The organism is Anabaena sp. UHCC 0187, from assembly GCF_009712035.1.
Lineage (GTDB): Bacteria > Cyanobacteriota > Cyanobacteriia > Cyanobacteriales > Nostocaceae > Dolichospermum.
This window is the reverse complement of record NZ_VILB01000001.1, coordinates 13,123-40,072: the sequence shown is the minus strand read 5'-3', so window position 1 is coordinate 40,072 and position 26,950 is coordinate 13,123. Positions and strand designations below refer to the sequence as shown.

At 38.2% G+C, this 26,950-nt stretch carries 25 protein-coding genes, 1 tRNA gene and 1 pseudogene; 11 read left to right on the top strand and 16 right to left on the bottom strand.

Annotation, left to right across the window (positions count from 1 at the left end; all coding sequences use genetic code 11):
- The first annotated feature begins 1 nt into the window (after position 1).
- The 4 genes from purL to FJR11_RS00190 all read left to right on the top strand — a co-directional run bounded on the left by purL (position 2) and on the right by FJR11_RS00190 (position 4,690).
- Positions 2-2,365 (top strand): phosphoribosylformylglycinamidine synthase subunit PurL, encoded by a 2,364-nt coding sequence (gene purL, locus FJR11_RS00205; RefSeq protein WP_168501724.1) that lies wholly within the window; start codon positions 2-4, stop codon positions 2,363-2,365.
- 207 nt (positions 2,366-2,572) lie between these two features.
- A complete protein-coding gene (gene purF, locus FJR11_RS00200) occupies positions 2,573-4,063 on the top strand; it encodes an amidophosphoribosyltransferase (protein ID WP_168501723.1) in 1,491 nt (496 codons plus the stop codon).
- A gap of 146 nt (positions 4,064-4,209) precedes the next feature.
- On the top strand, positions 4,210-4,476 hold the full coding sequence (locus FJR11_RS00195) for a hypothetical protein (RefSeq protein ID WP_168501722.1): 267 nt from the start codon (positions 4,210-4,212) through the stop codon (positions 4,474-4,476).
- The gene (locus FJR11_RS00190; RefSeq protein WP_148766153.1) at positions 4,463-4,690 is read left to right on the top strand and encodes a hypothetical protein; all 228 of its coding nucleotides are present in this window, start codon (positions 4,463-4,465) and stop codon (positions 4,688-4,690) included. Before FJR11_RS00195 ends, FJR11_RS00190 begins: the two co-directional genes overlap by 14 nt.
- Positions 4,691-4,905: 215 nt before the next feature.
- Here FJR11_RS00190 and FJR11_RS00185 read toward each other — a convergent pair whose 3' ends face one another.
- From FJR11_RS00185 to FJR11_RS00175, 3 genes are all read right to left on the bottom strand, one after another.
- On the bottom strand, positions 4,906-6,312 hold the full coding sequence (locus FJR11_RS00185; RefSeq protein ID WP_168501721.1) for an AAA family ATPase: 1,407 nt from the start codon (positions 6,310-6,312) through the stop codon (positions 4,906-4,908).
- A 234-nt stretch (positions 6,313-6,546) separates the two neighbouring features.
- A tRNA-Ser gene (locus tag FJR11_RS00180) sits at positions 6,547-6,631 on the bottom strand.
- Between the two features lie 58 nt (positions 6,632-6,689).
- On the bottom strand, positions 6,690-7,619 hold the full coding sequence (locus FJR11_RS00175; RefSeq protein WP_168501720.1) for a TIGR04168 family protein: 930 nt from the start codon (positions 7,617-7,619) through the stop codon (positions 6,690-6,692).
- A gap of 150 nt (positions 7,620-7,769) precedes the next feature.
- Here FJR11_RS00175 and nadA point away from each other — a divergent pair, with 150 nt between their 5' ends.
- Entirely contained in the window at positions 7,770-8,735 is a 966-nt protein-coding gene (nadA, locus tag FJR11_RS00170; RefSeq protein WP_168501719.1) for a quinolinate synthase NadA, read from the top strand.
- Between the two features lie 19 nt (positions 8,736-8,754).
- Here the strand turns inward: nadA and FJR11_RS00165 are convergent, their stop codons facing one another.
- The 3 genes from FJR11_RS00165 to FJR11_RS00155 form a co-directional block, all read right to left on the bottom strand.
- A complete protein-coding gene (locus FJR11_RS00165; RefSeq protein ID WP_168501718.1) occupies positions 8,755-9,645 on the bottom strand; it encodes a hypothetical protein in 891 nt (296 codons plus the stop codon).
- A 67-nt stretch (positions 9,646-9,712) separates the two neighbouring features.
- Positions 9,713-10,939, bottom strand: a complete 1,227-nt coding sequence (locus FJR11_RS00160; RefSeq protein ID WP_168501717.1) for an RNA-guided endonuclease TnpB family protein — start codon at positions 10,937-10,939, stop codon at positions 9,713-9,715.
- Between the two features lie 193 nt (positions 10,940-11,132).
- Positions 11,133-12,266 carry an SGNH/GDSL hydrolase family protein gene (locus FJR11_RS00155; RefSeq protein ID WP_168501716.1) on the bottom strand — a complete coding sequence of 378 codons (1,134 nt, stop codon included), beginning with the start codon at positions 12,264-12,266 and terminating at the stop codon, positions 11,133-11,135.
- A gap of 791 nt (positions 12,267-13,057) precedes the next feature.
- Between FJR11_RS00155 and FJR11_RS00150 the strand changes: the two genes are divergently transcribed.
- Positions 13,058-13,252: a hypothetical protein gene (locus FJR11_RS00150; protein ID WP_168490915.1), complete on the top strand. Its 195-nt coding sequence runs from the start codon at positions 13,058-13,060 to the stop codon at positions 13,250-13,252.
- 259 nt (positions 13,253-13,511) lie between these two features.
- Here FJR11_RS00150 and FJR11_RS00145 read toward each other — a convergent pair whose 3' ends face one another.
- Positions 13,512-14,237: a cyclase family protein gene (locus tag FJR11_RS00145; RefSeq protein WP_168501715.1), complete on the bottom strand. Its 726-nt coding sequence runs from the start codon at positions 14,235-14,237 to the stop codon at positions 13,512-13,514.
- Between the two features lie 230 nt (positions 14,238-14,467).
- The gene (locus tag FJR11_RS00140) at positions 14,468-15,487 is read right to left on the bottom strand and encodes an ABC transporter ATP-binding protein (RefSeq protein ID WP_168501714.1); all 1,020 of its coding nucleotides are present in this window, start codon (positions 15,485-15,487) and stop codon (positions 14,468-14,470) included.
- 383 nt (positions 15,488-15,870) lie between these two features.
- On the opposite strand from FJR11_RS00140, the gene FJR11_RS00135 reads away from it, so the two are divergent.
- Entirely contained in the window at positions 15,871-16,665 is a 795-nt protein-coding gene (locus tag FJR11_RS00135) for a hypothetical protein (RefSeq protein WP_168501713.1), read from the top strand.
- A 3-nt stretch (positions 16,666-16,668) separates the two neighbouring features.
- On the opposite strand, the gene FJR11_RS00130 is transcribed toward FJR11_RS00135, so the two are convergent.
- On the bottom strand, positions 16,669-17,844 hold the full coding sequence (locus FJR11_RS00130; RefSeq protein ID WP_168501712.1) for a DNA cytosine methyltransferase: 1,176 nt from the start codon (positions 17,842-17,844) through the stop codon (positions 16,669-16,671).
- 78 nt (positions 17,845-17,922) lie between these two features.
- On the opposite strand from FJR11_RS00130, the gene FJR11_RS00125 reads away from it, so the two are divergent.
- The 4 genes from FJR11_RS00125 to FJR11_RS00110 all read left to right on the top strand — a co-directional run bounded on the left by FJR11_RS00125 (position 17,923) and on the right by FJR11_RS00110 (position 20,336).
- Positions 17,923-18,144 carry a hypothetical protein gene (locus FJR11_RS00125; RefSeq protein ID WP_168501711.1) on the top strand — a complete coding sequence of 74 codons (222 nt, stop codon included), beginning with the start codon at positions 17,923-17,925 and terminating at the stop codon, positions 18,142-18,144.
- Between the two features lie 354 nt (positions 18,145-18,498).
- Entirely contained in the window at positions 18,499-19,272 is a 774-nt protein-coding gene (locus tag FJR11_RS00120) for a TIGR04255 family protein (RefSeq protein WP_168501710.1), read from the top strand.
- Complete coding sequence (locus FJR11_RS00115; RefSeq protein ID WP_168501709.1) at positions 19,269-19,805, top strand: hypothetical protein; 537 nt, start codon at positions 19,269-19,271, stop codon at positions 19,803-19,805. Before FJR11_RS00120 ends, FJR11_RS00115 begins: the two co-directional genes overlap by 4 nt.
- A 3-nt stretch (positions 19,806-19,808) precedes the next feature.
- A complete protein-coding gene (locus FJR11_RS00110) occupies positions 19,809-20,336 on the top strand; it encodes a hypothetical protein (protein ID WP_168501708.1) in 528 nt (175 codons plus the stop codon).
- Positions 20,337-20,438: 102 nt separating this feature from the next.
- Here the strand turns inward: FJR11_RS00110 and FJR11_RS00105 are convergent, their stop codons facing one another.
- The 7 genes and pseudogenes from FJR11_RS00105 to FJR11_RS23440 form a co-directional block, all read right to left on the bottom strand.
- Positions 20,439-21,044, bottom strand: a complete 606-nt coding sequence (locus FJR11_RS00105; protein WP_168501921.1) for a heme-copper oxidase subunit III — start codon at positions 21,042-21,044, stop codon at positions 20,439-20,441.
- A 112-nt stretch (positions 21,045-21,156) separates the two neighbouring features.
- Complete coding sequence (gene ctaD / locus FJR11_RS00100) at positions 21,157-22,809, bottom strand: cytochrome c oxidase subunit I (RefSeq protein ID WP_168501707.1); 1,653 nt, start codon at positions 22,807-22,809, stop codon at positions 21,157-21,159.
- Positions 22,810-22,865: 56 nt separating this feature from the next.
- Positions 22,866-23,792, bottom strand: coding sequence for a cytochrome c oxidase subunit II (locus tag FJR11_RS00095; protein ID WP_168501706.1), 927 nt, complete (start codon positions 23,790-23,792; stop codon positions 22,866-22,868).
- A gap of 82 nt (positions 23,793-23,874) precedes the next feature.
- Positions 23,875-24,486, bottom strand: coding sequence for a DUF2231 domain-containing protein (locus tag FJR11_RS00090; protein ID WP_168501705.1), 612 nt, complete (start codon positions 24,484-24,486; stop codon positions 23,875-23,877).
- Positions 24,483-24,983: a DUF2231 domain-containing protein gene (locus FJR11_RS00085; protein WP_148761008.1), complete on the bottom strand. Its 501-nt coding sequence runs from the start codon at positions 24,981-24,983 to the stop codon at positions 24,483-24,485. Before FJR11_RS00085 ends, FJR11_RS00090 begins: the two co-directional genes overlap by 4 nt.
- A 623-nt stretch (positions 24,984-25,606) precedes the next feature.
- Entirely contained in the window at positions 25,607-26,272 is a 666-nt protein-coding gene (locus FJR11_RS00080) for a nitroreductase family protein (RefSeq protein ID WP_168501704.1), read from the bottom strand.
- Between the two features lie 368 nt (positions 26,273-26,640).
- A pseudogene (locus tag FJR11_RS23440) lies at positions 26,641-26,877 on the bottom strand (transposase); the annotation flags it as partial.
- Positions 26,878-26,950: the final 73 nt, after the last annotated feature.

Here is a 26,950-nt window from a genome sequence, read left to right as displayed (position 1 = left end):
CATGACCACATTTGGTGAAAATCCCTTTTCCCCTCAAGAAATAGCCTCAGAAGGCATAAAACCAGAAGAATATACCGAAATCGTCCGCCGCTTAGGTCGTCACCCCAACAAAGCCGAACTCGGTATGTTTGGGGTGATGTGGTCAGAACATTGCTGTTATAAAAATTCCCGCCCATTACTCAAACAGTTTCCCACCACAGGTCCCCGCATTCTTGTTGGACCCGGTGAAAATGCCGGAGTTGTGGATATCGGCGACGGACTACAATTAGCGTTTAAAATAGAATCCCATAACCACCCTTCCGCCGTTGAACCCTTCCAAGGTGCTGCAACCGGAGTAGGTGGGATATTAAGAGATATCTTTACCATGGGGGCGCGTCCCATAGCCTTATTAAACTCTTTGCGCTTTGGTGATTTGAATGATCCGAAAACCCAAAGATTATTTACCGGTGTAGTTGCGGGAATCTCCCATTATGGTAACTGCGTCGGCGTTCCCACTGTTGGTGGTGAAGTGTATTTTGACCCCGCCTACTCTGGAAATCCTCTGGTCAACGTCATGGCGCTGGGATTGATGGAAACGTCAGAAATTGTCAAATCGGGGGCTTCCGGCTTCGGAAATCCCGTGCTGTATGTGGGTTCAACCACCGGACGGGATGGCATGGGCGGCGCGAGTTTTGCCAGTGCGGAATTAACCGAAGAATCAATGGATAACCGTCCCGCTGTGCAAGTAGGAGATCCATTTGTCGAAAAGTCTTTAATTGAAGCTTGTTTAGAGGCATTTAAAACTGGGGCTGTAGTTGCGGCACAGGATATGGGGGCTGCGGGTATTACCTGTTCAACTTCGGAAATGGCTGCTAAAGGTGGTGTGGGGATTGATTTCGATTTAGATAAAATTCCGGTGCGGGAATCGGGAATGATTCCTTATGAATACCTGCTTTCGGAATCTCAAGAACGAATGTTGTTTGTTGCCGAAAAGGGACGAGAACAGGAATTAATTGATATTTTCCACCGTTGGGGACTGCAAGCGGTAGTTGCGGGTACGGTAATAGAAGAACCCATTGTCAGGATTTGGTTTGAGGGGAAAATTGCTGCCGAAATCCCGGCTGATGCTTTGGCGGAAAATACACCCTTGTATGAAAGAGAATTATTGACAGAACCCCCCGAATATGCACAAAAAGCATGGCAATGGACAAGTGATAGTTTACCTATTTGCAATGCTGCGGGGATTGAAATTGCGGGAAGTCTGCAAACTTGGAATGATATTTTATTGACTTTGCTGGATACTCCTAGCATTGCTTCTAAAAGCTGGGTTTATCGCCAATATGACCATCAAGTTCAGAATAATACCGTATTGTTACCCGGTGGTGCAGATGCGGCTGTGGTGCGGTTACGTCCTTTGGAAGAAACCCCCACTCTCACTTCCCCCATTGCTAATTTAAAATCCGGTGTTGCGGCTACGGTAGATTGTAATTCTCGTTATGTCTATCTTGATCCTTATGAAGGGGCTAAGGCAGTAGTAGCGGAAGCTGCCCGGAATCTTAGCTGTGTGGGTGCTGAACCCATCGCTGTGACGGATAACCTCAATTTTGGTAGTCCAGAAAAACCCATTGGTTATTGGCAATTATCGTCCGCTTGTCGGGGTTTGAGTGAAGGTTGTCGGGAGTTGGGAACGCCGGTAACTGGGGGGAATGTCTCTCTCTACAATGAAACTTTCGACGCGGAAGGTAATCCTCAACCAATTTACCCGACTCCGGTTGTGGGTATGGTGGGGTTAATTCCTGATTTAACGAAAATTTGCGGACAAGGTTGGCAAAATGTCGGGGATGTAATTTACCTTCTGGGTTTGTCAATTCAATCTACAATTGAGTTAGGCGCTTCTGAATATTTGGCAACTATTCATCATACGATCGCTGGTAAGCCCCCTAGAATTGATTTTGATTTAGAACGGCGTGTCCAAAAAGCTTGTCGTGACGGTATTCGCTCTGGTTGGGTAAATTCTGCCCATGATTCGGCTGAGGGTGGTGTGGCTGTAGCGATAGCGGAATCTTGTCTTTCAGGAAATTTAGGCGCGGAAATTAATTTCCCAATTGGTGTAAATAATAATTCTCGTTTTGATGAAGTGCTGTTTGGTGAGGGTGGGGCGAGAATTTTGGTTTCTGTGAGTGAAGAAAATCAAGAAAAATGGGAATCCTATTTAGAGGAGCATATTCCGGAGAATTGTCAACTACTGGGAACAGTGACTAATTCTGGTAATTTGACGATTTTAACCGGAGACAATCAGAAATTAGTCCAGGTTAGTATCCAAGATATGAGCGATCGCTATTCTCAGGCAATCTCTAACCGTCTCGCTATCTACACCAATACCTGATTAATCTCAAAAATCAAGGATTCGAGATGAAAATTCACAATTCATACTTGATCCTTGACCAATTCACGGTAATGTTGTAGTGGATGGTTAAAGATTTGTTAAGAAGTTTTCAACTATCCCCAAAGCAAGATGACAACTAGAATTTTTTTGCTTTTGACTTTTGACTTTTGACCTTTGAAGAACATCCCCACCAGGAGCAATACCAGTATGATTCCCATCAATTCCGTTACCTCGGATGAATCCCCCGATAGCTCAATTAACAGTCATGAAAACCGCCCTGATAAGCCAGAAGAAGCTTGTGGTGTGTTTGGCATTTACGCCCCAGAACAAGACGTTGCTAAATTGACCTACTTTGGATTGTATGCTCTCCAGCATCGGGGTCAAGAATCGGCTGGTATTGCTACCTTTGAGGGTATGCACGTTCACCAGCACAAAGATATGGGCTTGGTGTCTCAAGTCTTCAATGAAGCCATTTTAGATGAGTTACCCGGAAATCTGGCAGTTGGACATACTCGCTATTCCACTACCGGTTCTAGTCGCAAAGTTAACGCCCAACCCGCTGTGGTGGAAACTCGTTTGGGTTTATTAGCTTTAGCACATAATGGTAATTTAGTCAATACCACAAAACTGCGAGAAGAATTACTTAAAGATAAGTTTAACTTAATCACGACCACCGATTCAGAAATGATTGCTTATGCGATCGCTCAAGAAGTCAACGCTGGTGCAGATTGGGTAACAGGGGCTATCAGTGCCTTTCATCGGTGCGAAGGCGCATTTAGCCTGACTATTGGCACACCTGAAGGCGTAATGGGAGTTCGTGATCCTAATGGGATTCGTCCCTTAGTCATTGGCACATTAGATAGTGATCCTGTGCGTTACGTTCTCGCTTCTGAAACTTGCGGTTTAGATATTATTGGTGCTGAATATCTGCGTGATGTTTCCCCAGGAGAATTAGTTTGGATTACTGAAAACGGTTTAGAATCATTTCAGTGGCATCAACAATCAGAACGCAAACTTTGTATCTTTGAAATGATCTACTTTGCCCGTCCTGATAGCCTCATGCACAACGAAACATTATACAGTTATCGAATGCGGTTAGGACGGAAAATGGCGGCTGAATCACCGATAGAAGCTGATTTGGTTTTCGGTGTTCCTGATTCTGGTATCCCTGCGGCCATTGGTTTTTCCCAAGCTTCTGGTATAGCGTATGGTGAGGGATTGATTAAAAATCGCTACGTCGGCCGCACCTTTATTCAGCCTACCCAAGCCATGCGGGAATCAGGGATTAAAATGAAACTTAACCCTCTCAAAGATGTTTTGTACGGTAAGCGAGTGGTAATTATTGATGATTCTATTGTCCGGGGAACTACTAGCCGTAAACTTGTACAAGCCTTGCGTGATGCGGGTGTAGCGGAAGTCCACATGAGAATTTCTTCTCCTCCTGTAACTCATCCTTGTTTTTATGGTATTGATACCGATACCCAAGATCAATTAATTGCAGCGACAAAATCAGTTGAGGAAATAGCCAAGCAATTACAAGTTGATAGTCTCGCTTATTTAAGTTGGGAAGGAATGTTAGAAACCACCAGAGAAGATACTAATAGTTTCTGTTCAGCTTGTTTTACTGGTGATTATCCTGTGGCTATTCCTGAAAAAATGAAGCGTTCTAAGTTGATTTTGGAAAAGGTTGTAGTTTAGAAAATTGGGAATAGCCAAGAAGTAATTTAATTGATAATTGATAATTGATAATTTATAATTGTCAATTGTCAATTTTGGCGATAAAATAGAATATTAATTGAAACTAATTTCTCTTGTCACAATTCCTAATTGGAGATTGAAAACTTGTGTTGAACATTACAAACACCAATTTTACACTGACAAGCAATAACTCCACTCATCAAGCAATGAGAGAAATAGCTTACAGCATGGATTTATTAATTCCTGGATTTTATTTATGGCTACCAGGAATACATATTCGGTTTGGTGGTGCTGTTCCTGATGATCAACCTTACAGATATCCAGGTACAATACATAGTAATACAGGCATGGCTTTAGTGTTACCAGGTTATAAGATATTAACAACTTATAATGGTAGTTATGACCCTCAATAAGCATCAAATACAGGGACTACCAAAGTTTAAATGTACAATTTTAGATGCAAATCAATTTGAAAAATTAATGATTGATGCTGGTTATTCTATATCAGGAACTGCTCCAGCGCAAGGTAACAGAATTAAAGTTTGGTGGGTTCATGAACAATACCCAAGAGTAGAATCTATTTATACTCCTGATCAGAAAAAGGTCATCACTGCTTATCATGTATAAGTGATACTGAAGATTATTAATAATAGTAGCATGATTTAATAAAGGACAAGCGAAAACTAGAAATACTTTGGAGTAAATTATCTACCCTTCTTTCGTTTTCCTTTCGGTTGATACTTCGCACCTCGCAAAAAATTACCTAAATCTGAATCTCTATTAATTACAAAGTATTGAAAGGCATTTTAAAATCACTCCTGAATTCAAGATTATAAGAGTGATTATGGGAAAATATGGGAAATATCATCTGAGACATTTCCAAATGTTCCCCAATCTATCCTACCGTCTTCATGTAAAATATCCTTAACTGTACCATCTTCAAATAGATAAACAGAAACTTTTTCTTGAGGAATAAAAGCGTCTGTTCTCTCTAGATAAAATCGTTCTTTGAGACTTTCTTTATCTTCATATTTAGCAGCTTTCATTAAATTAGAAAGATGATCAATAATATAAGGGCTATGGGTTGTAATTAAAACTTTTAAACCTGCTTGTACTAACATTGCTAAAAATTCGATAATTTGTACTTGCGCTGCTGGATGTAAATTCACTTCTGGTTCATCAATAATTAGTAATTCATTGGGTACAGCGAAATAACGTAAACACAAAACTAACGGAGCTAATTCTTTTACCATTGAAGAAGAAACTGTCATTTCTAATTTAACATTTTCTGATGGTTGATAGAGAATTTCTTGATCGAAGCTAGAATTTTCAACATTAACTTTACCCCCTAAAATATCATTTTCTAAAATTTCTGCTAATTTAAGATATTCTAAAACTTCTGGGTAAAGTTGTATTTCTTTTTCTCTTTCCGATGATGTTTTTATATATATGCTTTCTAGTGTCAATTTTAAATCTTGTACTGGTATGCTTAATTTCATAGATAAAAGATTTTTTACATTCTCATCAATATCATCAAAATTTTCAATATCTACGTAATTTTCAATTTTTGTAGATGAAGAAAAGAATGGTAAAACTCCTGTTCTTTCTGTAGGAAATATATAAGTTTCTAAATGAAAAAACCTGTGAATTGTTCTAAAAATTAATTTAAGCAAAATCTGCTCAAATGCTCTTCTAGGTAACTTTTTCAAAATATTTTCTTCGGAAAATGAAAGTATATATAAATAAATCTTACTGTCACCTAATTCTTTGAGAATATGCAAAGTATCTTTACTTTGAGTGCCAAAAGATAACTGTTGATCTACAAAATCTTTTTTAAGATTATTCAATATTGCTGGTTTAGCTTCTGCTAAATCAAAACTCACTTTCATCTTTTTAAAATCAACACGATCTGTGGCTAGAAATCTATTCATCCAGGTATATGCTAAAGCAGAAACATCATTAATATATGTTTCAATAAACTCTTCAGCAAAATCTATTAAATCAATCCGAACATTTCCCTCTTGCAAAAATTCTTCAATTGCATGATCTATAATTGGATATCTCTGTTGAGTCTTTTTATCAAGATAAGCTTGCCAATATCTTTCACATCCATACTCACCTAAAATAGATGCTAAAGTATAAGCTGTCCAAGTTTTACCAGTACCATTACCACCAATAAACACAGTCAAAGGCTTTAAATCAATTTCTGCCTTTTCAATAACACCTAAGTTAGCAATTTCTATTTTCATGACAAATTCAATTTTAATTAGGACTAAATATTTACATTTATCTACACCCTAGCATTATTAGTAAACTCAGCAAATCATACCTATTACTGAATTACATATTTGAAAGGTTATATCTAGAATAATAGCAATAGCAAATCTGACACTTACCTTACAGCAGATTTAATATTTACAGATCAAACTCTTACTCTCTTCTTGGCGACTTTGCGCCTTTGCGTGAGATAGAAACTAAAAAAACGGAGAGGGGGAGATTCGAACTCCCGGAAGCTTTCACTTCACCTGATTTCAAGTCAGGCGCAATCGACCACTCTGCCACCTCTCCAGATTATTTGCCAGAATTGTAGAATACAAAAACTGACAAATAACATCATAACATATAATTACAGAATTGGCACTACTGAAACCGAAGAATTATAAAAAACTTCCTCAGTAGCCACCTGGTAGTCCTGACCCACCCAAACCAGAGAAGCTTTTGTTACCAGACCATCCTCCAAATCAACCAGAGAAAAATTCCGTAACTTCAACCCGTCTTGGTGAATAATTCGGGGGACAGTAGCCGCGTTTAAGTAAATAGTCCCCTCTGGACTTCTAAACACAGCCTTCCTTTGGATTTTCTTAGTATGGCGTAGAGTCCGGTGCATATGACCAAAAGCCACTAGAGAAACAGTTTTCTTCATGTTGAGACTTTGAGAAATTGCTTCTGCGAAATCAGGATCACCAAAATCACCACCGATAGGATGCCAATCTTTGCCACAAGGGTCCTCAGCGCGATCGCCCAAACCACTTGGTCCATTGTGTCCTAGAAAAATAATATTCTCATAAGTAACACTTTTTACCACCTTGACGATTTTATCTGCGGACTCCTCCAAACTAGAGACACCATAACGTTCTTGACACATTTGGGCAAATCGCCATTCGGGTCCTCCCCAGGTAAAAGGACGACCACCCACCACAGTTAAATTCCACTGGGGAAAATCCAACTTACCATAACCGACTTGAGCAGATCCCAATAAATCGAGTTGTTCCTGTACCCAGTCTTCCTTGGTGCGGTCATAAGGACATTTTTTGCGTCCCCATTCAGTCGCCGAGTACCAGGCATCGTGATTGCCCATTACCGCTGCTTTAGGAATATCTAAGGAAGCGATCGCTTTTACCACTTCCACCGATTCATTCCCGAAATCTCCGACAAACAGCACTAAGTCCACACCCAGATGCTTGAGTGCTATGCCGTCCTCCACTTCCCATTGGTCGTGAACATCGCCAATTACAGCAATTTTCAAGGTTATTGATTGAGTTTTCTGACTGGTCATGCCACTTTAAAAAGCCGTATATCTCCAGGATATGAAACTCCACCGGATTTGGGCATAAATTGCTAAAATCAATTCCCCACTATTTTTGGTAAAAACTACTATAATTAAATTCACAACGTAATAATTTGTAATTAAAAGCAGTTTTTAATTGTGTTTACAACTACACTTAATCCGTCAAAATCAGGTAATCTACCATTAGATTTATTTGCTGCTATTGAGGATCTGAAAACAGAACTCAACGCGGTAATATTAGCCCACTACTATCAAGATCCCGATATTCAAGATATTGCCGACTTTATTGGTGATTCCTTACAATTAGCCAGAGCCGCAGCCAATACCAAAGCCGATGTCATTGTCTTTGCCGGTGTTCACTTCATGGCCGAAACCGCCAAAATCCTTAACCCTGATAAATTGGTATTGTTACCAGATATCAATGCAGGTTGTTCTTTAGCAGATAGTTGTCCGCCCAAAGAATTTGCAGAGTTCAAAGATGCACACCCAGATCATTTAGTCATTTCCTATATTAACTGCTCTGCTGAAATCAAGGCCATGAGCGATATTATTTGTACCAGTTCCAACGCTGTGAAAATTGTCCAGCAAATACCCCAGGAACAGCCGATTATTTTCGCCCCAGATCGGAACTTGGGACGGTATGTGATGGAACAAACCGGACGGGAAATGCTGTTATGGCAAGGTAGCTGTATTGTCCATGAAACTTTTTCCGAAAAGAAAATAGTCCAGTTAAAAATTACACATCCCCAAGCGGAAGCGATCGCTCACCCCGAATGTGAAACCAGCGTCTTGCGTCACGCCAGCTTTATTGGCTCTACAGCCGCCTTACTCAATTATTGTCAAACCAGCCCTAGTCAAGAATTCATCGTAGCTACAGAGCCGGGAATCATTCACCAGATGCAAAAACTAGCACCTGACAAACACTTTATTCCCGCACCACCGCAAAGTGATTGTAACTGTAACGAATGTCCATTTATGCGGCTAAACACCTTAGAAAAACTGTATTTAGCCATGAATTATCGCACCCCAGAAATTACCTTAGCAGAAGAACTCCGCACAGCAGCACTACGACCAATGCAACGGATGTTAGAAATGAGTGCGTAGTTGAAGTTAAAAATTTAACTTACGATTCATTCTTCTGGGCTTCTTTTTCAGCTACCTCACTAAACTTCTTATACAACTTAGTTCTAATCTGTGCTTCTTGATAGCGGCTATGGCTGGGGGCAACCTGACCCATTAAATCAGAAGCCCGTTGCCAAGTAGCAGCTAATTCTAACCACTGAGTTGAAGTCATAGCTGTTTTACCCGCCGCAGTAGCTTGGTTAGCCAGTCGCACAGATGCGGCAAATGGATCATCAGATGGAGCGGAAAAACTTTGGCTACTAGGACGATTTGACAATTCTGGTTGTCCCTGGTTAGCTGTTTGCGAAGATGGAAAACCTGTCAATGGTAAAAGATTTTTCAATGTATTACCAAACCTAACATCAAGTAGCCAAGCTAGTAAAATTACTGAAGATAAACCAGAAACCGTCATGACTAAAGTTTTGACGGAAATTTTGCCTTGATCTGGATTCTTGAGTAAAGATTGGGGTTGCGCTAAAATAGGTCTTCTTGATTTAGTAGCAGCTTCAGTGAAATTGGAAATTAACCGCTTAAACAAATTTGGTTGGGATAGGATAATTTCCTGTGACCATAGCAATTGATTTTCAGGATCACGGTGAATTTCATCCAACCATAGTAGTTGTTCTTCTCGAACAATTCGACTATTAATATTAACCCGGCGAATATGACGCGGTGCAAGTGACTCCAAGATTTCTTGGGTTTTTGGTACTAAGGTAGTTTGCTCCAATTGCTCTACCGTAGCCGCTTCACACAAAAGTTGTAACACACCACCCGCAAAAACGGCTCTAGTTCTGACACCAGACATAACTAGCTTTTCATTTAATACTTGAATAATCGCGGCAACGCTGCCCTGGTGAGCTTGCCAAGCGATATCATTTATTCGATCTACCATTTGATATTTAGTGATAGCTCTCACACCCTGACCTGTGAAATAACTTTAGCTCTTGACACTCCCCGGTCTAAAGACGCGGGGATTCTACATTCACAGACTCGCCGTTAGACGACAGGTTTGCACCAATCGCCCAAGAGGGCAAATCTCCTGTAGCGTAGCTTCCGGTATGCCCTACCGTAGTTAATCCTAATTTTAGGATATTGATGCTGGCATTAACATCTCTATCTTCTCCGAACCCACAATGATGACAATTATGGGTTCTAGTTGATAGGGATTTTTTCACTTTTTGGCCACAATTAGAACAATTTTGAGAAGTATTATGGGGAGGAACGGCAACCGTTACCTTCCCATATTTATATCCAAAATATTCTAGCCATTGTCGAAAAGTTGCCCAGCCAGCATCAGAAATTCCCACCGCTAAATGTCGGTTTCTTACCATGCCTTTAATATTTAAGTCTTCATAAGCCACCAAATCGTTAGATTGGATCACGGAATATGCTAATCTCTTGCAATATTCTTTTCGCTGCCTACTTACTCTTAAATGTTTACGGGCATACCTATTTTTAGCTTTTAAATAGTTCTTGGATTGTGGTTGTTTAGCTTTCTTTTTGTCTGTGTTGAACTTCTTGGATTTTTTACGATTAGCTCGACTTAACTGCTTATCTGACTTTCTATAGAATTGTGGAGCAGGTTCTACATTACCTTTTGAGTCAGCAATGAAATACTTTAAGCCCACATCTAACCCAATTATTTGATTCGTTGGTTGAGATTCAATTCTAATTTTGACATCAATTGCAAATTGAGTATAATATCCATCAGCCCGACGGACTAGACGAACGCGCTTAATTTGTTTAATATCATAGAAATTAAGATCATAAGTACCTTTTAACTTCAGAGTACCTATGCCTTTCTTGTCAGAGAAAGTAATTGATTTTCGGTTTGGTGATAATTTCCAGCCGCTAACTTTGTATTCAACTGAGCGGCAATTCTTTTTGAATTTTGGAAATCCCTTTTTGCCTTTAATTTTATTTTTGCAATTGTCGTAAAATCGAGCTATTGCACTCCAAGAACGTTCCGCAGCAGATTGTCTAGCCATTGAATTAAGTTCATCCGCAAAAGAAAATTCAGATGCCAAAATCGCGCAATATTTATTGAGATCATACTTCGTCGCACCTTTGTTATCCATCCAATATCTTAAACATTTATTTTGAATGAATTGAGATGCACGAATAGCCTCATCTATTGCGCGATACTGCCTATCCTTTCCTTTGACTTTGAACTCGTAAATTATCATGGTTACTGAGCCTGTCGATAGCGTAGCGTGGCGTTAGCCATAGTATGGTTTCGACCTAAACACCACAAAGCTATGCTAGTTCACAAAGCATAATCTTGTCAACAAAAAAACTTTCAGTGGAGGCTAAAGCCTCTGGCTGGCTTTCATCCCTTGCCTAAAGGACAGTTAAGGTTACAGGGGTGGAGAATCAACCTCAATTGTAAGTTTGAGCAACTCTATATTCTATTTGCTCTAGTGCGAATTGCCACACTTGATATCCTGCTGGGGATAAATGCAATCCATCCGTAGTTAATTCAGGTCGCAAGTTACCATCAATATCCGTAAACCAATTGTGAATATTCAGATAATTCGCGCCTTGCTTTCTCGCAATGACGGCAAGTTGGGAGTTAATGTGACGAATACGGCTATTAGGAATTTTCTGAGAGCGTACAGGTAAAATAGATTGGACAATAATCTGACTTCTGGGATGACTCTGACGTAAGCTGTGAATAATCCGTGAGGAATTCACCAAAATTGATTGGTTAGTAGCACCCTTACGTAAATCATTAATGCCAATCATTAAATAAATTACATCTGGTCTGGTTGTCGAAAATGCTGACAATCTTTTAGAAACACCCTCGGAAGTATCTCCAGATATGCCTTGATTTAGCCATAATTTACCCGTAGGGAGTTTGTCTTTCGGAAACCACAAACTTAAAGAATCACCTACCAAGATACTCAAACGATTTGTACCTTGACCTTTATTAATAGCTTTAGCTTCCATAGCTAATAGGCTTTTCCAATCTTGATAAGTGAGTTTAGATGCTTTTTCTGACTCCCAGGATGATTCTACATTCTCATCATTATCGATACGTGTATAGATTTGACCCGTTCTGAGTGATGCTAGTCTTTGCTGGTAAAGTTGGCTGCCAGAAACCGGTGACTTAGTTTTAGTTGTTTGGGAATTGAAGTTGAATGATGATTTTGTCGGTGCTGATAACCCATTCCGTCTAAATTCTGATAGCAGAATCCCCAGACTAGGGAGGTTTTTCCCGATAGCTGATGATTGTTCCTCTGGGGACAAAGTTCCGCCACTAAATTCTGGGAATAATTTATCAATATTCGAGAAACTTTTTCCTACTGCTGTGGACTTTTCAGCTTGACTACTAAATTCAGGTACAGCAATTTGACGAGGAGAGGTTTTTTCGGTGTCGTAAGACTGGAAACCCTGGGCTAAATCCGATAAGGATAGAAAATCGTCCGGAAAATTGGGTATCTGGGGAATTGTTGATGTTGGTATGACTAATCCTGTTAACAAACTTGCCGCCAACAGATAAGGTTCACTCATCGTTGTTTTATTCCTTGTGCGTATTCACTACTTTTTCTTATGACAGCCTTAACTAAGTGAATTCAGGAAGATTTCGATTTCTATCTATTTTGGTAGTTCACAATATTTAACATTGTTAATCAATCTAACGGTATCAGATTCCCTCAGCTATCAGCCATCCTCTCTAGTTATGATTAATAGATACTAAATTTTGGGGCTTTTAGGCTTCAAAAAACTTACTATATAAGCTTTATAGCTTTTTGTCTGTCTATCTTTCACCATCATTTTTCAACTACCTATTCTTTTAATATCTACTAAATTTTTGGGTTTCATACTTTTGATAGATGACAATTACAGATGGATTGTGATGTGAGTTGTAAGAAAAATTAATAAATAATTATTTCAGTATCAATATTTATTTGTAAGAAAATAGAAGCAAAAGGCTAAAATTCTTAATCTACAAGGGTTACATGACATATTATTTTTCTAGACATATACGTTTATTTGCGCTTACTGAGTTAAATATCTTTGTAATTAATACAGGCAAGAAATATGTAATTTCATGGTGTAATTTCAAAAACATAGCTATGTGCAGCAAAATAAGTAAATCGTGGAAATGCTTGCTACAGAAGAGTTATGTCCGTAGTCTAAAAGTTAGATTTGCAGAATTATTAGGTCTGTTTGCTATTTATAGTCTGGATTAGACATATGAAGATTTATCGAAACTAAAGTAGATCAGTTCCGGGGATGTAGAATAACTTCGTAAAAAGTGCTAAGATTTATCCGAAGTCTTTAATGTTTCCTTTTATAACGTGGCTAGAGCTAGTACAGCAATCGGTGTATCTCCCATCATTAAGGAGATTGTGCAAAAACAGGCACATTCAACTCGCTTAACTTTGAAAGAAGTTATTCTCATGGGAATGTTGGCAATTGACAAGTTAGATGATCAAAGTTGCCAAGAATTGGCAGACCAAGTCCATCAAATGCAGGTTAATGGTGAAATCTAAAACTGCTGGCAAGAGTCTAAAATTCAAAGTCTCAAGCCTCCAGTTTTCAAGCTAAAGTTAGTTGCAAGGGTAGTTGTGTGATTTATCAAATTTCTACTCTTGACTAAAAAAATAGCAACTTCCCATTCAGTAATTCTCATTCAGTTCAAAATCTAACTTGCAGTATTGCTAAAAATTAGTAATAAGTTGCGTTATGTTAGAAACAATAAAGGGGATCTAGTTTTAGATCCCCTTTATTTGTTAAGAAGTGCATAGAAATTTAAAATAATGCCATTATCCCAGCGGGAGAACCAGAACCTCCTCTCAACCTGAGAATCCCAATGATTAAGGTAGTACCTTGGGGTGGTAACTGATCTAAATTCGTGAGATTTTCGATCACAATTAGCGATCGCTCCAACAGCAAACGATTAATAGTAAAATTGGTATTCTGCCCAGAATCTACACCATGAGTATCAATGCCCACTCCAGCAATTTGTCTATGTGTAATTAAAAACTCAGTTGCATCATAGCTAAAACCGGGAAAGTGCATTTTTCCATGTTTATCTTGGTTAAAAAACGTCTTTTGATTTAACCATTTTTCTTGCCAACCAGTATATAGTATCACTAAACTACCTAGGGGAATTTCCCCAAATTCAGTTTCCCAAGTTTGGACATCGCTAATAGTTAAGACATAATCAGCATTCACTGCCGCTTGGTCGCAAATATTAATAACTATAGCAGGTAATATTAATGATGATGCTGGATACTGGTCAATACTTGTACCGCTACTATAAAAACTATTGGGGGCATTAATATGAGTGGCGCTATGTTCTCCCAAAGCAAAGCGTCGTAAGTAATAACCATCATCTTGGATTTCGGCAACACTGGTAAATTCTACGGGTGGATCACCTGTCCATGTAGGTATATTTGTATCAATCCGATGGCTGAGATGGATAACGCGAGAGTAACTAATATTACTTGATTGTTGGGGATTTTTGCTGGTCAAAGGATTTATTCCTAAGTTTAGGATATTTTAACAAATAATCCCCCAAGCCTTTTCACTTCAAGGTAATTGGGGGAAGTTCAATGTTGCAGCAAAAAGTGAATTTAATCTCAGTCAACAGCAAAAAAGTTAAGCCTTGAATAAGGAAGAGTTAATTTTACATAAACTTTCTCAAAATCAAGACTATGACAAACCGGATGCCGATAACCTCTATTTATCCAGGAAACTTATCTCTATCTCATATTCTGCTTCTTTTCAGCTTTAGGATCACGATTGGCTACAGCGGCTAATTCGGCATCCATTAAGGTTTTTCCGGTGGCAGCTAGGTAAACATCATCTAAACTAGGACGAGATTGGGCGATGCCAAAAATTGGTAAACTGGCATTATTTAACGCCTGTTGAATAGTTATTAAAACGTCATTTTGGGGGGTGACTACTAAATTTAGGGAGTTACCTTGGGCGCTATTGATGATGATTTCTTGGACAAAAGGTAAGGCTGCTAAGAGGTTTTTCGCAGTTTCGGCTTCTTCACTGGGGGAAAATTCGCGGATTCTTAAGGTGATGCGATCGCCTCCCACCTGATCTTTTAACTGCGATGGTGTACCATTAGCAATAACCAAACCTCTATCTATAATTGCCACTCTATCGGCTAAAGCGTCAACTTCTTCTAAATAATGGCTGGTAATGACAACGGTAGTTCCCGCAGCCCGCAATTGACGCAAGAAATCCCACACCACAACCCGGCTTTCAATATCTAATCCTACGGTTGGTTCATCTAATACCAGCACATCTGGGGCATGGAGTAAACCAGCCGCTAAATCTAACCGCTTGCGTAAACCACCGGAATAAGTGCCGGTTTTTTTATCTGCGTATTCTTGTAAACCCAGCAAATCCAAAATAGTGTTAATTCGCTGTTTAATCAGCGCACCGGGAAGATGATAAAGCGCGGCTTGTAATTGGAGTAACTCCCGGCCAGTGAGGACTTTATCCAAAGCTACTTCCTGGGCGACATAACCCAACTTTTGCCTGGCTAATTTGGGGTGATCTAAGACCGAAATGCCGGAAACTTCAATTTTTCCAGCATCAGGGGTTGTCAGGGTACACAAAGCCCGCAGGGTGGTTGTTTTTCCTGCCCCGTTGGGGCCAAGTAAACCAAATATTTCTCCAGGTTGGACTTGAAAGGAAACATCCTGGACTGCGACTACATTACCGTAGCTTTTTTTTAGATTTTCAATGAAAACGGCGGCAGCCATAACAGCTATAATCCCTAACTATACAATTCGCAACAATCTATCTTTTATTGTACGAGGTGTGCGATCGCTGTGATGAGTTAGATATTTCATTTTGGGATAATTTTCAGTACAGATTTAGCCAAATGATTGATTTTATAGACATCTATATATGAAGTTAAGTTTGGTTGTGTTTCCTATGATAGTGATAGGTTAAAAAAATTCCCGTTGTTTAGGATTAATACCAGATTTCATTTTAATTTAATATCTATGCTTCTCTGATATGATACAGTAACCAGAATGTATTTAGTTTTTCACTTAGGTATACGAATATTGATTGAAAATATCAAGTGTATAAAGATATCTATTTGCTAAATTTTGTTTAAATAGGTTAATGCAAATATTTTATGTCTATCAAGTTAGCTGCTGAAACTCTCATATCACTTTCTATAAAAGAACGAAAAGAATTAATTTTATATCATGCTTCATTGATAGATTGTACTAATATAATAGATGAAGATTTACATATAGCATATCAATATGGGAAAATTATTTCCTCAATAGGATCAACATATTTTGAATATCAAATTCAAAAAGATAATCAAAATTACTCTGTTCTAGAGTTAGAGACTCAATCTAATTTAATTAGCAGTAAAACTGAGCAGTTTGCAGATGAGTTTATTGACTGGTTAAGAACAGATTTTAAAAATAAAAGTTCAATACTTGAGCATCATCCTAATCCACGTAATCTTTTTGAACTATGTGGAGCAAAGTTATTAGTTACTAGCAACTCAGTTACAAGAAGCCTTAGTACAAAAATGGGGCAACTTTGGGAAGAAATAGCTGATATTAGCCCTTATGTAATTGTACCTGAATTTGAATTTGGAATCAAAATTAAGGGAATAGATATTGTTCTACAAACAGACTCAAAAATTAAGTTTGCACAGTTAAAAACTTTAAAGGGTACTTTAACTGGTTCACAAACAAATAGAGCGAAAAAAGAATTAGGGATTCATGAAAATCCCTTATTTATATCTGCTTTTAATTTAGGTTCATGGACATTTAACGACTCTAAAATTCCTCGCATAGCTGGTAAAGAATTTTGGGATATGATTCATCTTGAATATGAGCTAATTGAGAACCATATCAGAAAGATGCTACAGAGAATTGATAATGAATTTGCTGAGTTAGCTGCAAAGTAAATTCTATAAAGAAAATAGAGAAAGTTGTTCAGTAACTTCTTTTCCTTTTGGTTGATTTCCCTGCATTAAATTAATCAGATATTCACCCAGTTCTTTAGCGAGTAATACCGGAACTGCATTACCAATTTGTTTGTATTTAGAACTTATCGAACCATGAAAAATCCAATCATCAGGAAAAGTTTGAATTTTGGCAGACTCGCCCACAGTTAAAGGACGAAGTTCCACAGGGTGACACATATCTGTAGCTTTTTGTTGGGGACTGGTTGTGATAGTTGGTGAAGGTTTATCCCAAGATAGTCTTCTGTAAAAACCAACTTTTCCTCCACCGGAATTATAAGCACCTCCCATTGCTTCTCTTTGTAATTCTTCTGGTAAATTTTTCCAATTTTGTCCTGCGTCTAATAATCTTAAAAACTTCAGCCTATTTTCTGAATAACTAATAAATTCTGGTTGAACATCCACAAAATCTATTAAGGCATCTTTTAAAGTTCTCCACTTTGGTAAAAATTTACCATCTTTACTATATTTAGCGAGAGGAAATGTAGCAGTTTCACCATCTCTAGAACCAATAAAAACCACACGGGATCTATTTTGGGGAACACCATAATCTGCGGCTTCTAATAGGTTATAAACTACGTTGTAGCCTAATTCCTTCATTTCTGCTAAAACGACTTTTAAAGCCGCACCATTCATCTCATCAAGTTCTAAAGCTGGGTAATCTTTTCCTCTTTGATTAATAGGACGATGACGCAAAGAAGCAGAAAGTAAACCTCTGACATTTTCCATTAAGAAAAATCGAGGTTGGACTTCTTTGACAATGCGAATAAAATCCATAAATAAACTCCCGCGCGGGTCCATAACTGAACCCCGTTTTCCTGCGGTACTAAATGGCTGACAAGGGGGACCACCCGTGACTAAATCTATTTCTCCCGGAAGTAAAGCCCGACCTAAATTTAAAACTCTTCCTCCTTCTTCTAGTAATTGTTGGGAAGTAACTTTTTCTAATTCTCTGGGAATAGCACTTTCTTGGAGATAAGGTCTATTAAGAGCAATTGTTTTGACTGCATCTTTATCTTTTTCAACTACACTAACAGTATGAAATCCGGCTTGTTCTAGTCCTAAATCTAAGCCATAAGCACCTGTGAATAGGGAAATGCAAATAGGTTGATTATTGATCATTTGGCAAGTATAATTTATTAAGATGATATATTATAGCTAAAAATGCTAAGTTAGATGAAAATCAGGAAGTGATAATTTATGAATACGGAATCTGAAATCAAATCACAGCAAAATAAAGAAGCTCGAATTAATCATACAGAACTTTATCAAAAAATTGATGCTGGTGTGAAATTTGCTATTGCAAATGCTATAGAAAGACATCGTAGGTTAGGAGAATCAATTAGTATTTTGCGAGATGGTAAAATTGTGACTTTAACAGCAGATGAAATACCACCTCGTGATATTAAGCAGATAAAGTAAGTTTTATTAAACAGTTGCTTTAGTATAGTATATATGTTCTAAAATAAGCAATATTACAATTTTGGCTTTTTTAAGTTTTGCTCAACTTATATATGATAAATTTTACCTTTTGTATACAAAGCTTAGGTATTATAATGTGCTTTTACAATTTATAATAAATTGTGTTGAACTTGTATACTATATCGCTAGGATTGGTTAATATAAAAATAAGATGATCAATTTTCTATTTCCAACTGAATCTATTGTGATATAATAAGAAATATTTAGTTATACAAAAAAATTATCACAGTTTTTGTATACTCTAAATAAGGACAGATTTTATCAATATTCATTGGTTTGTTGAAGAAATGAAAAATGAGATTTCCTAATTCACCTATTACTGAAGCAATCCTTGATATTACGGTCAATGTAGATGACGATTTTGAGCAGACAAGACTGTTAGATATTCATGAAGAAATTAAGGAATCTTTTCCTAATCGTCAACAAAGAATGGCATTTCAAGGAGGTATTGAATTTAATTTAGAAAATCCTGATGAAATAATAAATCCTCAGTCATTGTCAATATCTAATAAACCAGAAGGATATATTTTTCTATCTGAGGATAAAAAAAGAATTATTCAAGCCAAATTAAACGGGTTTACATTCAGCAAATTAAAACCTTATGAAGGATGGGAAAAATTTTATAAAGAAGCATATCAGCTTTGGCAGAAATATGCTGAAATTACATTTCCTACACAAGTAACTCGTCTAGGTTTACGCTATATAAACCAAATCATGATACCTGCTGAAGGAGATATAGAATTAAATAATTACATCAAAATACTACCGGGAATACCAGATGATTTAAAGGTAACAATGGAAGGGTATTTTATGCAAGTAAGAGTATGTCATCCAGAATACGAACCATCACGAGCAATTGTCAATCAAACAATTGGTGAGGTTACAGACAATGAGAAAGGAGAAAAAGCATATCCTTTAATATTTGATATTGATGTTTTTCAAGAAGTTAATCTAGAAGCTAATGATGATCAAACAATTAAAATGATTTTTGAAGAAAATTTGCGAAGGTTGAGAGACGAGATATTTTTTAAAAGTATCACTGAAACAGCAGAGGAGCTTTTCAAATGAGAACAGTAATCAATCCAAACACCGGACAATTTAGAGGCACTAAATCTAGCGGTAGAAGTCGTCCAGAACATTATAAGGATAAAGCTTTTTTAGAGGCTAAAAAACGCAGTTTAGAAGTTTTTGCATGGAAGTATAATACATTTATCTATTTATGCTCCAGTTCAAATATTTCTGAATTTGAGGATAGAGTAGAAGAGATTAGAGATCAACTGATGGAAGGCAGATATCCACTTTCCACGGAAGATGTCAAGATGCTCAAGCAATTGCTTAATAAACTAGACATTTTCCGATTAATGGCTATAGCAAGACTCACTGAACCTCTTTTAGAAATAGAAGCTTATGCTAAAGATGCGGCTGATATTATCAGAATACTTCTTCAACATCATAAAGCAGAAGTAAGATATTCTGGACTAGAAGCAATAAGTTTTGGATTAGGTGAAGTAGAAATTGCCGAAGAAATACTTGCAGAAGCCAAGAATTTGCTTAAAAATGAAGAAAATACATCTGTACGTGAATACTTGGAGTCGCTATAAGGTGTGAGTGAGTTACGTTACTACAGGCGTGTTGATAACCTTGCTACATGGGCAATAGGTAAAGGGCAGAAGGGGATTCTATCTCCAGAACATACTGAGAAATATTTAAAAGATATTAAGGGTGGGAATGGTTTTCCATCCTTATGGCTACCTTCATCTCCTGAAGACCTAGAGAAAATTTCTTTAGGTATGAGTTTGCTCAGAAAAAAAAGTATAGAGAATGTGAGATTGCTTGGCTTTAATGAATGCTGCTTTACTAACACAGGAATTGAAGTAAAACAAGTAAAAGATGATAATTTTCCTATACCTACAGTAGCCCATTTACATTATGAACTATGTACTTTAGATGATAATAAGTTAATAGAAGCTATAAAAATATTCATACAATGTAATGGGGTTTTTGAAGAATTTAGTAAAGCTAAAGAAGATCCTAACAAAAGCAATATGCGGCAGATTGCAGCAAAGTATATTGATCAAGTAAGTGAGCAATACAAGCAAACGACTCAAGAATGGGGTGAAAAATACTTATAACAAAAATTTTATATTTAAACAAATGAGTTTGAGTATATATTATTGGTTCGTAGTCAGCACTTTAGCACCAACTACGAACCAATAATCAATCCTATTCTTTCCCTACTGCCAAACGTAGATAAGCAAAAACAAAACAATCCAGATAACATCAACAAAGTGCCAAAACAAAGAAGTGGCATTTATCCCGAAATGTCCATTATCAAAATTACCAGGAATGAAAGAACGCAACAACACAATTAACTGTAACAGAATACCCGTGAAAACGTGCAAACCATGAAAACCAGTTAATAGATAAAACATTCCTCCAAAAGTACCAGAAGTAAAGCCAAATTCCAGTTGACTCCATTCCACCGCTTGTCCATAGAGGAAATAACCACCCATAGCCATTGTTAAAAACAACAACAGACGATAAGTCTTTAAATCATGTCTTTCTAGGGCTTTCTCTGCAAAATAAATCACAAAACTACTAGCAACTAAAACGACAGTATTAATGCTAGGTTCTTTTATTTCCAAACCAGAAACACCAGCCGGCAACCAATTAACAGCAGAAGTTTTGTAGATAATATAGCCAGCAAAGAAACTCAAGAAAATGACACTTTCTGATAACAGAAACACAATAAAACCAAACATTTTATTGCCTTCTTCATCATGTTCGTGTTCATGACTGTGGTGAGGCTGTAACTCTTCTGAAGAAATAGAACTATCCATCATAATTTCCAATTGAATAAATTAGTGAGAAAGAAGATCCCCGACTTCTTTTTTGATCTTGTTAATAAATTATGAATTAATGCCAGAAGTCGGGGATCTAGAAATTGACAAATTACTCATGTTCAGAAGATGCCATTAATTCAGATTTGCCATAACCATAAGGTTCGCAAGTAACAATCGGAATTTCTTCAAAATTCTCAACAGGAGGAGGAGAAGAAATAGTCCATTCCAAACCAATTGCTCTCCAAGGATTAGCAGAAGCTTTTTCTCCGTCCATCCAAGAAATCAACATATTGAAAATGAAAGGAAGAGTAGACATTCCTAATAGGAAAGAACCCAAACTAGCAACAATATTCCAACCAACTAATTCAGGTGCATAGGAAGCAGCACGACGTAACATCCCTTGCAAACCTAATGGGTGCATGGGTAAGAAATTCAAATTTGTGCCGATAAATGCTAACCAAAAATGGACTTGTCCCCAACCTTCGTGGAACATTCTCCCCGTCATTTTGGGAAACCAATGATAGATAGCGGCATACATTCCCATCGTCACAGTTCCATAGAGAACATAATGGAAATGACCAACTACAAAATAGGTATTGTTAACATGAACATCCACTGGAACAGAAGAAAGCATAATTCCTGTAATCCCAGCAAATACAAACATTACCAAACCACCCAAAGCAAATAACATTGGTGTAGTTAAGCGAATTTTGCCACCCCAAATAGTTGCCACCCAAGCAAATACCTTAATCCCTGTGGGAATAGATACAAACATGGTTGTCACCATGAAAAATAACCGTAGCCAACCAGGAGTACCACTCACATACATATGGTGTACCCAAACAATGCCGCTAACTACAGCAATTAACATTGAAGAAACAGCAACGACTTTGTAACCAAATAAAGGTTTGCGGGAATAAACGGGAAAGATTTCCGAGAAAATCCCGAAGATAGGCAAAATGATGACATATACCGCAGGGTGAGAATAGAACCAGAAATAATGCTGGAACATCACCGGATTTCCGCCTTTAGTAGGATCAAAAAAGGCAGTTCCCACTGTAATATCAAGAAGCAACATGACCGCCCCGGCGGTTAAAGCTGGCAGTCCAAATAATTGGATAATTTGAGCGCTGAATACTGCCCAAACAAAGAGAGGCATTCTAAAATAACCCATTCCTGGCGCTCGCATTTTCACAATGGTGGTGACAAAATTCACCGCACCCATAATGGAAGAGACACCGGAAATCGCCACCGCTAATAACCACAGAACTTGACCATTAATCAAGTTTCCCGTGGGGTTTTGGGTACTAACGGGGGGATATGCCCACCAGCCAGATTGAGCAGGGCCACCGGGAACGAAGAAGCTGGACATGAGGAGAATTCCCACCACGGGAACCATCCAAAAAGCGACAGCGTTCAAGCGGGGGAATGCCATATCTCGCGCCCCAATCATCAGGGGAACGAGGTAGTTAGCCATACCAACAAGGGAGGGAAATGTCCACAGAAACAGCATCACTGTTCCGTGCATGGTGAACATTCCGTTGTAGACTGTGCGGTCAATTAAATCAGCTTCGGGGGTAATGAGTTCTCCCCGCAAAATCATGGCGAAGATGCCACCAACAAGGAAAAAGATAAAGGAAGTAACGAGGTATTGAATACCGATAACTTTATGGTCGGTACTAAAGCTGAAGTATGTTCTCCAGGTTTGGGGCGGTTCGTGGTGATGTGATTCACCAGCGATATGAATGGGGGTGTTAGTCATTTGTTAGTTGTCAGTGGTCAGTTGTTAGTTGTCAGTAAGAAAGAAAAATAACGGATTTAACCAGGGAAATTGACTAATGGAGGGGCTGCGGGTTCAACGGTTTTCCAACCGCTATCAATGCCGTTTTCTACTTTGAGGGCATATTCGGAAGCCGCTTGGTTAGGGGCTGGGCTGGGTTTTTGACTCGCAGCTTTGCTTAACCACTGCTGATAGTTGCTAGGTGATTCGACAATGACCTTGGCTCGCATAGTGGCAAAGTATGTACCGCTATACTGAGAGTCGGTTAAATCATACGTACCGGGGCGAATGGGAGTAAATTCAAAGTCGAGGTCGTTACCAGGAATGATGTCTTGTTTGAGGCGGAAAGCGGGGATAAAAAAGCCGTGAAGTACGTCTTCCGAATGCAGATTTAGACGCACACGGCGATCGCTTGGTAAATGCAATTCTGTACTGGTAACATTGCTTTGGGGGTAATGAAACACCCAAGCCCACTGTTTAGCGGATACATCAATGTGTTCTACATCCTCACCTGCTGCGGCTTCTGAAGCTTGATCTGCCACAGCATAGGCGGTTTCCATCTTCATGGGGTTATGTAGGTGGATCTGGTGAGATGGGCCCTGAATACCCATTTCTTCGTAAACTTGGTAACTATAACCCGCAATCCACAACACCAACATAATTGGGATTGCTGTCCAAATTACTTCTAAAGTGACGTTACCTTCAATGTGGGGACCATCACCTAAATCTGTAGCTTTCGCCCGATGGAAACAAATGGAATAGAAGAGAGTAGCCGTTACTCCCAGGAAAATTAAAGATCCTAATGTTACCAAAAAGCTAAATAAATCATCAATCAGATGAGATTCAGCAGCCCCTTGGGGAGGAAGCCAAGAATAAGCCTGTTTACCAATCCAGAGACTAGTAAGAGTTACCGCAACTGCCCCAGTAACTATGGTCAAAAAGTTGAGAAATTGCCGAATTTTCATAATGGTCAGTGGTTAGTTGTCAGTAGTCAGTGGTCAGTAGTCAGTTGTTAGACAAGAATTTTTACCGATTACCAATCACCAATCACTTATTACCAAATATCTGATTAATGTCTTGTCCTGCTCGCAGTAATTTATCGGCTGTATTGTGAACACCAAAATCTGCTGCCAGGTGCGCTCCTAATGTTCCATGAAAATACATCAGCAACATAATAATTACACCGACAACCAGATAAGAAATTTGCACTTCTCTATCTTCATATTGTCCGATAACGTAACGTTGCCAACCTCGCCAAAAGGTCATACCAACAATCATCGCTAATAGCAATACACCGCCCACACCGTGCCACATCATTGTGGGCATTGCCAGCATTCCCCAGGGACTTTTGATATCTGCTGGTGGGGCTGCTAATAACATTTCATAAAAACCTGCACCAACTGTGAAAAATGTAATCACAGATGCAGCAAAAATGTTGTACCAACCGACATCAAATAATTGAGAACGTTCAACTTTAATTCCCAAAAAATTGAACAGCCATTTTTCCACAGGGAAAAATACACCTAAAAGATCAAAGATAATGGCAATGATGAATAAACCTAATGTTAGATGTACTAAATTAGGATGAATAGGAATGGCATAAGGTAAACCATTTGCACCCATTTGGTGACTAATTTGGTCTAATAATTCTGAATTCATGGCAAGATTCCATCCTTTACCGCTTCCACAACAGGTACGGTATGTAAGCCATACACCCATACCAGTTCATCACCAAGATATACTTGAAAACCAACCAAGGCTGTTAATAAAACTGCCACAGCTATATAATGAAAAGGGAGTTTTTTCGGATCACGACTCCGCAAAACATAACGCCAAGCAGTAATAGCGGCAATAATACCTGAAAGTGACCAACCGATGAGAGTATGAATATTTAAAACTGATTTAGCGAGTTCGTAGGGTTTTGCTAAACCAGCCTCAAATTGACCAAAAATAATTGCCACAAAAATAGCTACCGTGGCAATACACATATTCCACCAACTCACCTCAAACAAAGTAGTTTTACCAGTTACATAACCAGCAAAATCACAAAAAACAGAAAATAGCACCATCGCAATTACAAAATGAACCACGATAGGATGTAAGGGATCTGGATATGGTAAATTATGCTCATTCAATGAAGTGAAAAAATCCAGCATTACTATCTCCTAGACTGACTACTCCCTAACCAAACTTAAATAATTGCTAGATACCCACTCACTAATATCAATAAATTATTTGATAAACCTAGTGTGAGTTTGCTGCAATGTATAGCCGGCAAATTATTTCCTCATAGTGACAACAGTAATTATGAATGTAGCTAAACTAAATCACTGTGAGAGGTTAAATTTACTAGATGTAAATTTTTATGAATTGTCAGAAAAAACTAAAAGCAGAACTTCTAGAATTAATCTACAGAGCCAAAAGCAGATTTTGATCTTGGCTCTATTACAATATTTTTAAATCAAAACCAACTATTTTTATGTTTATTGATGTACAATTACAAATTATCACTTTGTAATTTAAAAGACCGAAATATATAGTTTTTATAGTAGGTAGGATGAAAATGAAGCTGGATAGAATAATATTTTAAGAATAATTGAACGCAGATAAACGCAGATAAACGCAGATCAAGACGGATGAATTAATGAATTTCATGATTCTGTGCAACATTTTTTCTTTGCGTCTTTGCGTCTTTGCTCCTTAGCGCCTCTGCGCGAAACAAAAATATATTTCACTTCCCTGATATCTGCATTCATACCCCTAATCCCCTAATCCCTAATTAACCTTGATAAGGATTATCGAGTCTATCCACAGAAACATTAACCGACAATGGTAAACGACCAGGATTTAAACGGGGTTCAGCCGCATAACCTACAGGTACTAAAACCGCAATACCGATATCTGGGTCATTCTCTGCCCCAATGATAGCTTTAACCTGTTCCTCCATCCAACCATTCATAAAGCAGGTGGATAAACCCAAGCTTTCCGCTGCTAATACTAAATTTGTAGCAGCTATCATGGCATCTTTAATGGCGTATTCCCGGCGCTTGTCTCCTAACTTTTCTTGAAATTGGGGAATTGCATTTCTAAAATAATTCACAGTTCCCTCATTCCAAGCCCCAGTGGCTGCACCTTGTTCTAAAATAGGTGTGATATCTTTTTCTCCCGCAGCAGCGTCAGCAGCGAAAACAAAGGTAACAGGCGCTTGGATAATTTGCTTTTGATTCCAAGAAGCTGCACATAATGCTTCTTTTTGGGTTTCGTCTTGAACTAAAACTATTTTCCACGATTGGACGTTAAAACTACTGGGTGCAGCTACGGTTAATTCTACCAGTTGCTTGAGTAGTTCTGGGGAGATGGGGTCTGGTTTGAAGGTTTTGATGGAACGACGTTGTACTATGGCGCTGGGTACGTCTAATGCTGGGATTTGGGTGTTTGAAGTCACGCTATTCTCCTCTGTTTTATCCTATGCGCTTAGGGTAACGCTTTTTTGTACGCAGTTCAATTGACGGGTGATTTTATAGGATTAGAGGATATTTTTTCACGCAGAGGCAGGGAGGTGAGAATTAGTAAGTTTTAAGGATTGTCTGAGTTGACGTTGCCCTAAGCTATAAACCATGAGAGCTAATGTCATAATCATTGCCAGTACCATGATTCGTTTAGTGTTTTTTTAGTCCACTTTTTTTCATCTAACAAATTAGTGGCTAAAATAAAACGTCACGCTTGATTCTGATGGGTCTTAATAACGATTTTATTCTCTACTTGGGGCTTGCTGAAAAAGTGGGAAAAGGCAAGAAAAAAATGACTAAGTAATTAGGCACAAGCAAATATAAGTTTTTGTTGTTTACCTTTTGGTAAAACATCATTTTTACTAATCAAACTAGAGAGAAAAGACGTTATTTGGAAAAATTGATATAAAAATCCCCAAAAAAACCTTGATAGCAAGGTAGAAAGATTCATAACTAAAAAAGTAATAGCAATAGCAGTCAGAGAGGTATGAGGAAGTTTAGCCATGACTCTACCCAAGCTAAATCTTCGTTTACCTTGCCCGCAATTATCCCTAAATGGTCAATGTCTTTAACATCCACTTGTAGTTCTGTTTTCACTTTAGCTACCTTCAGTC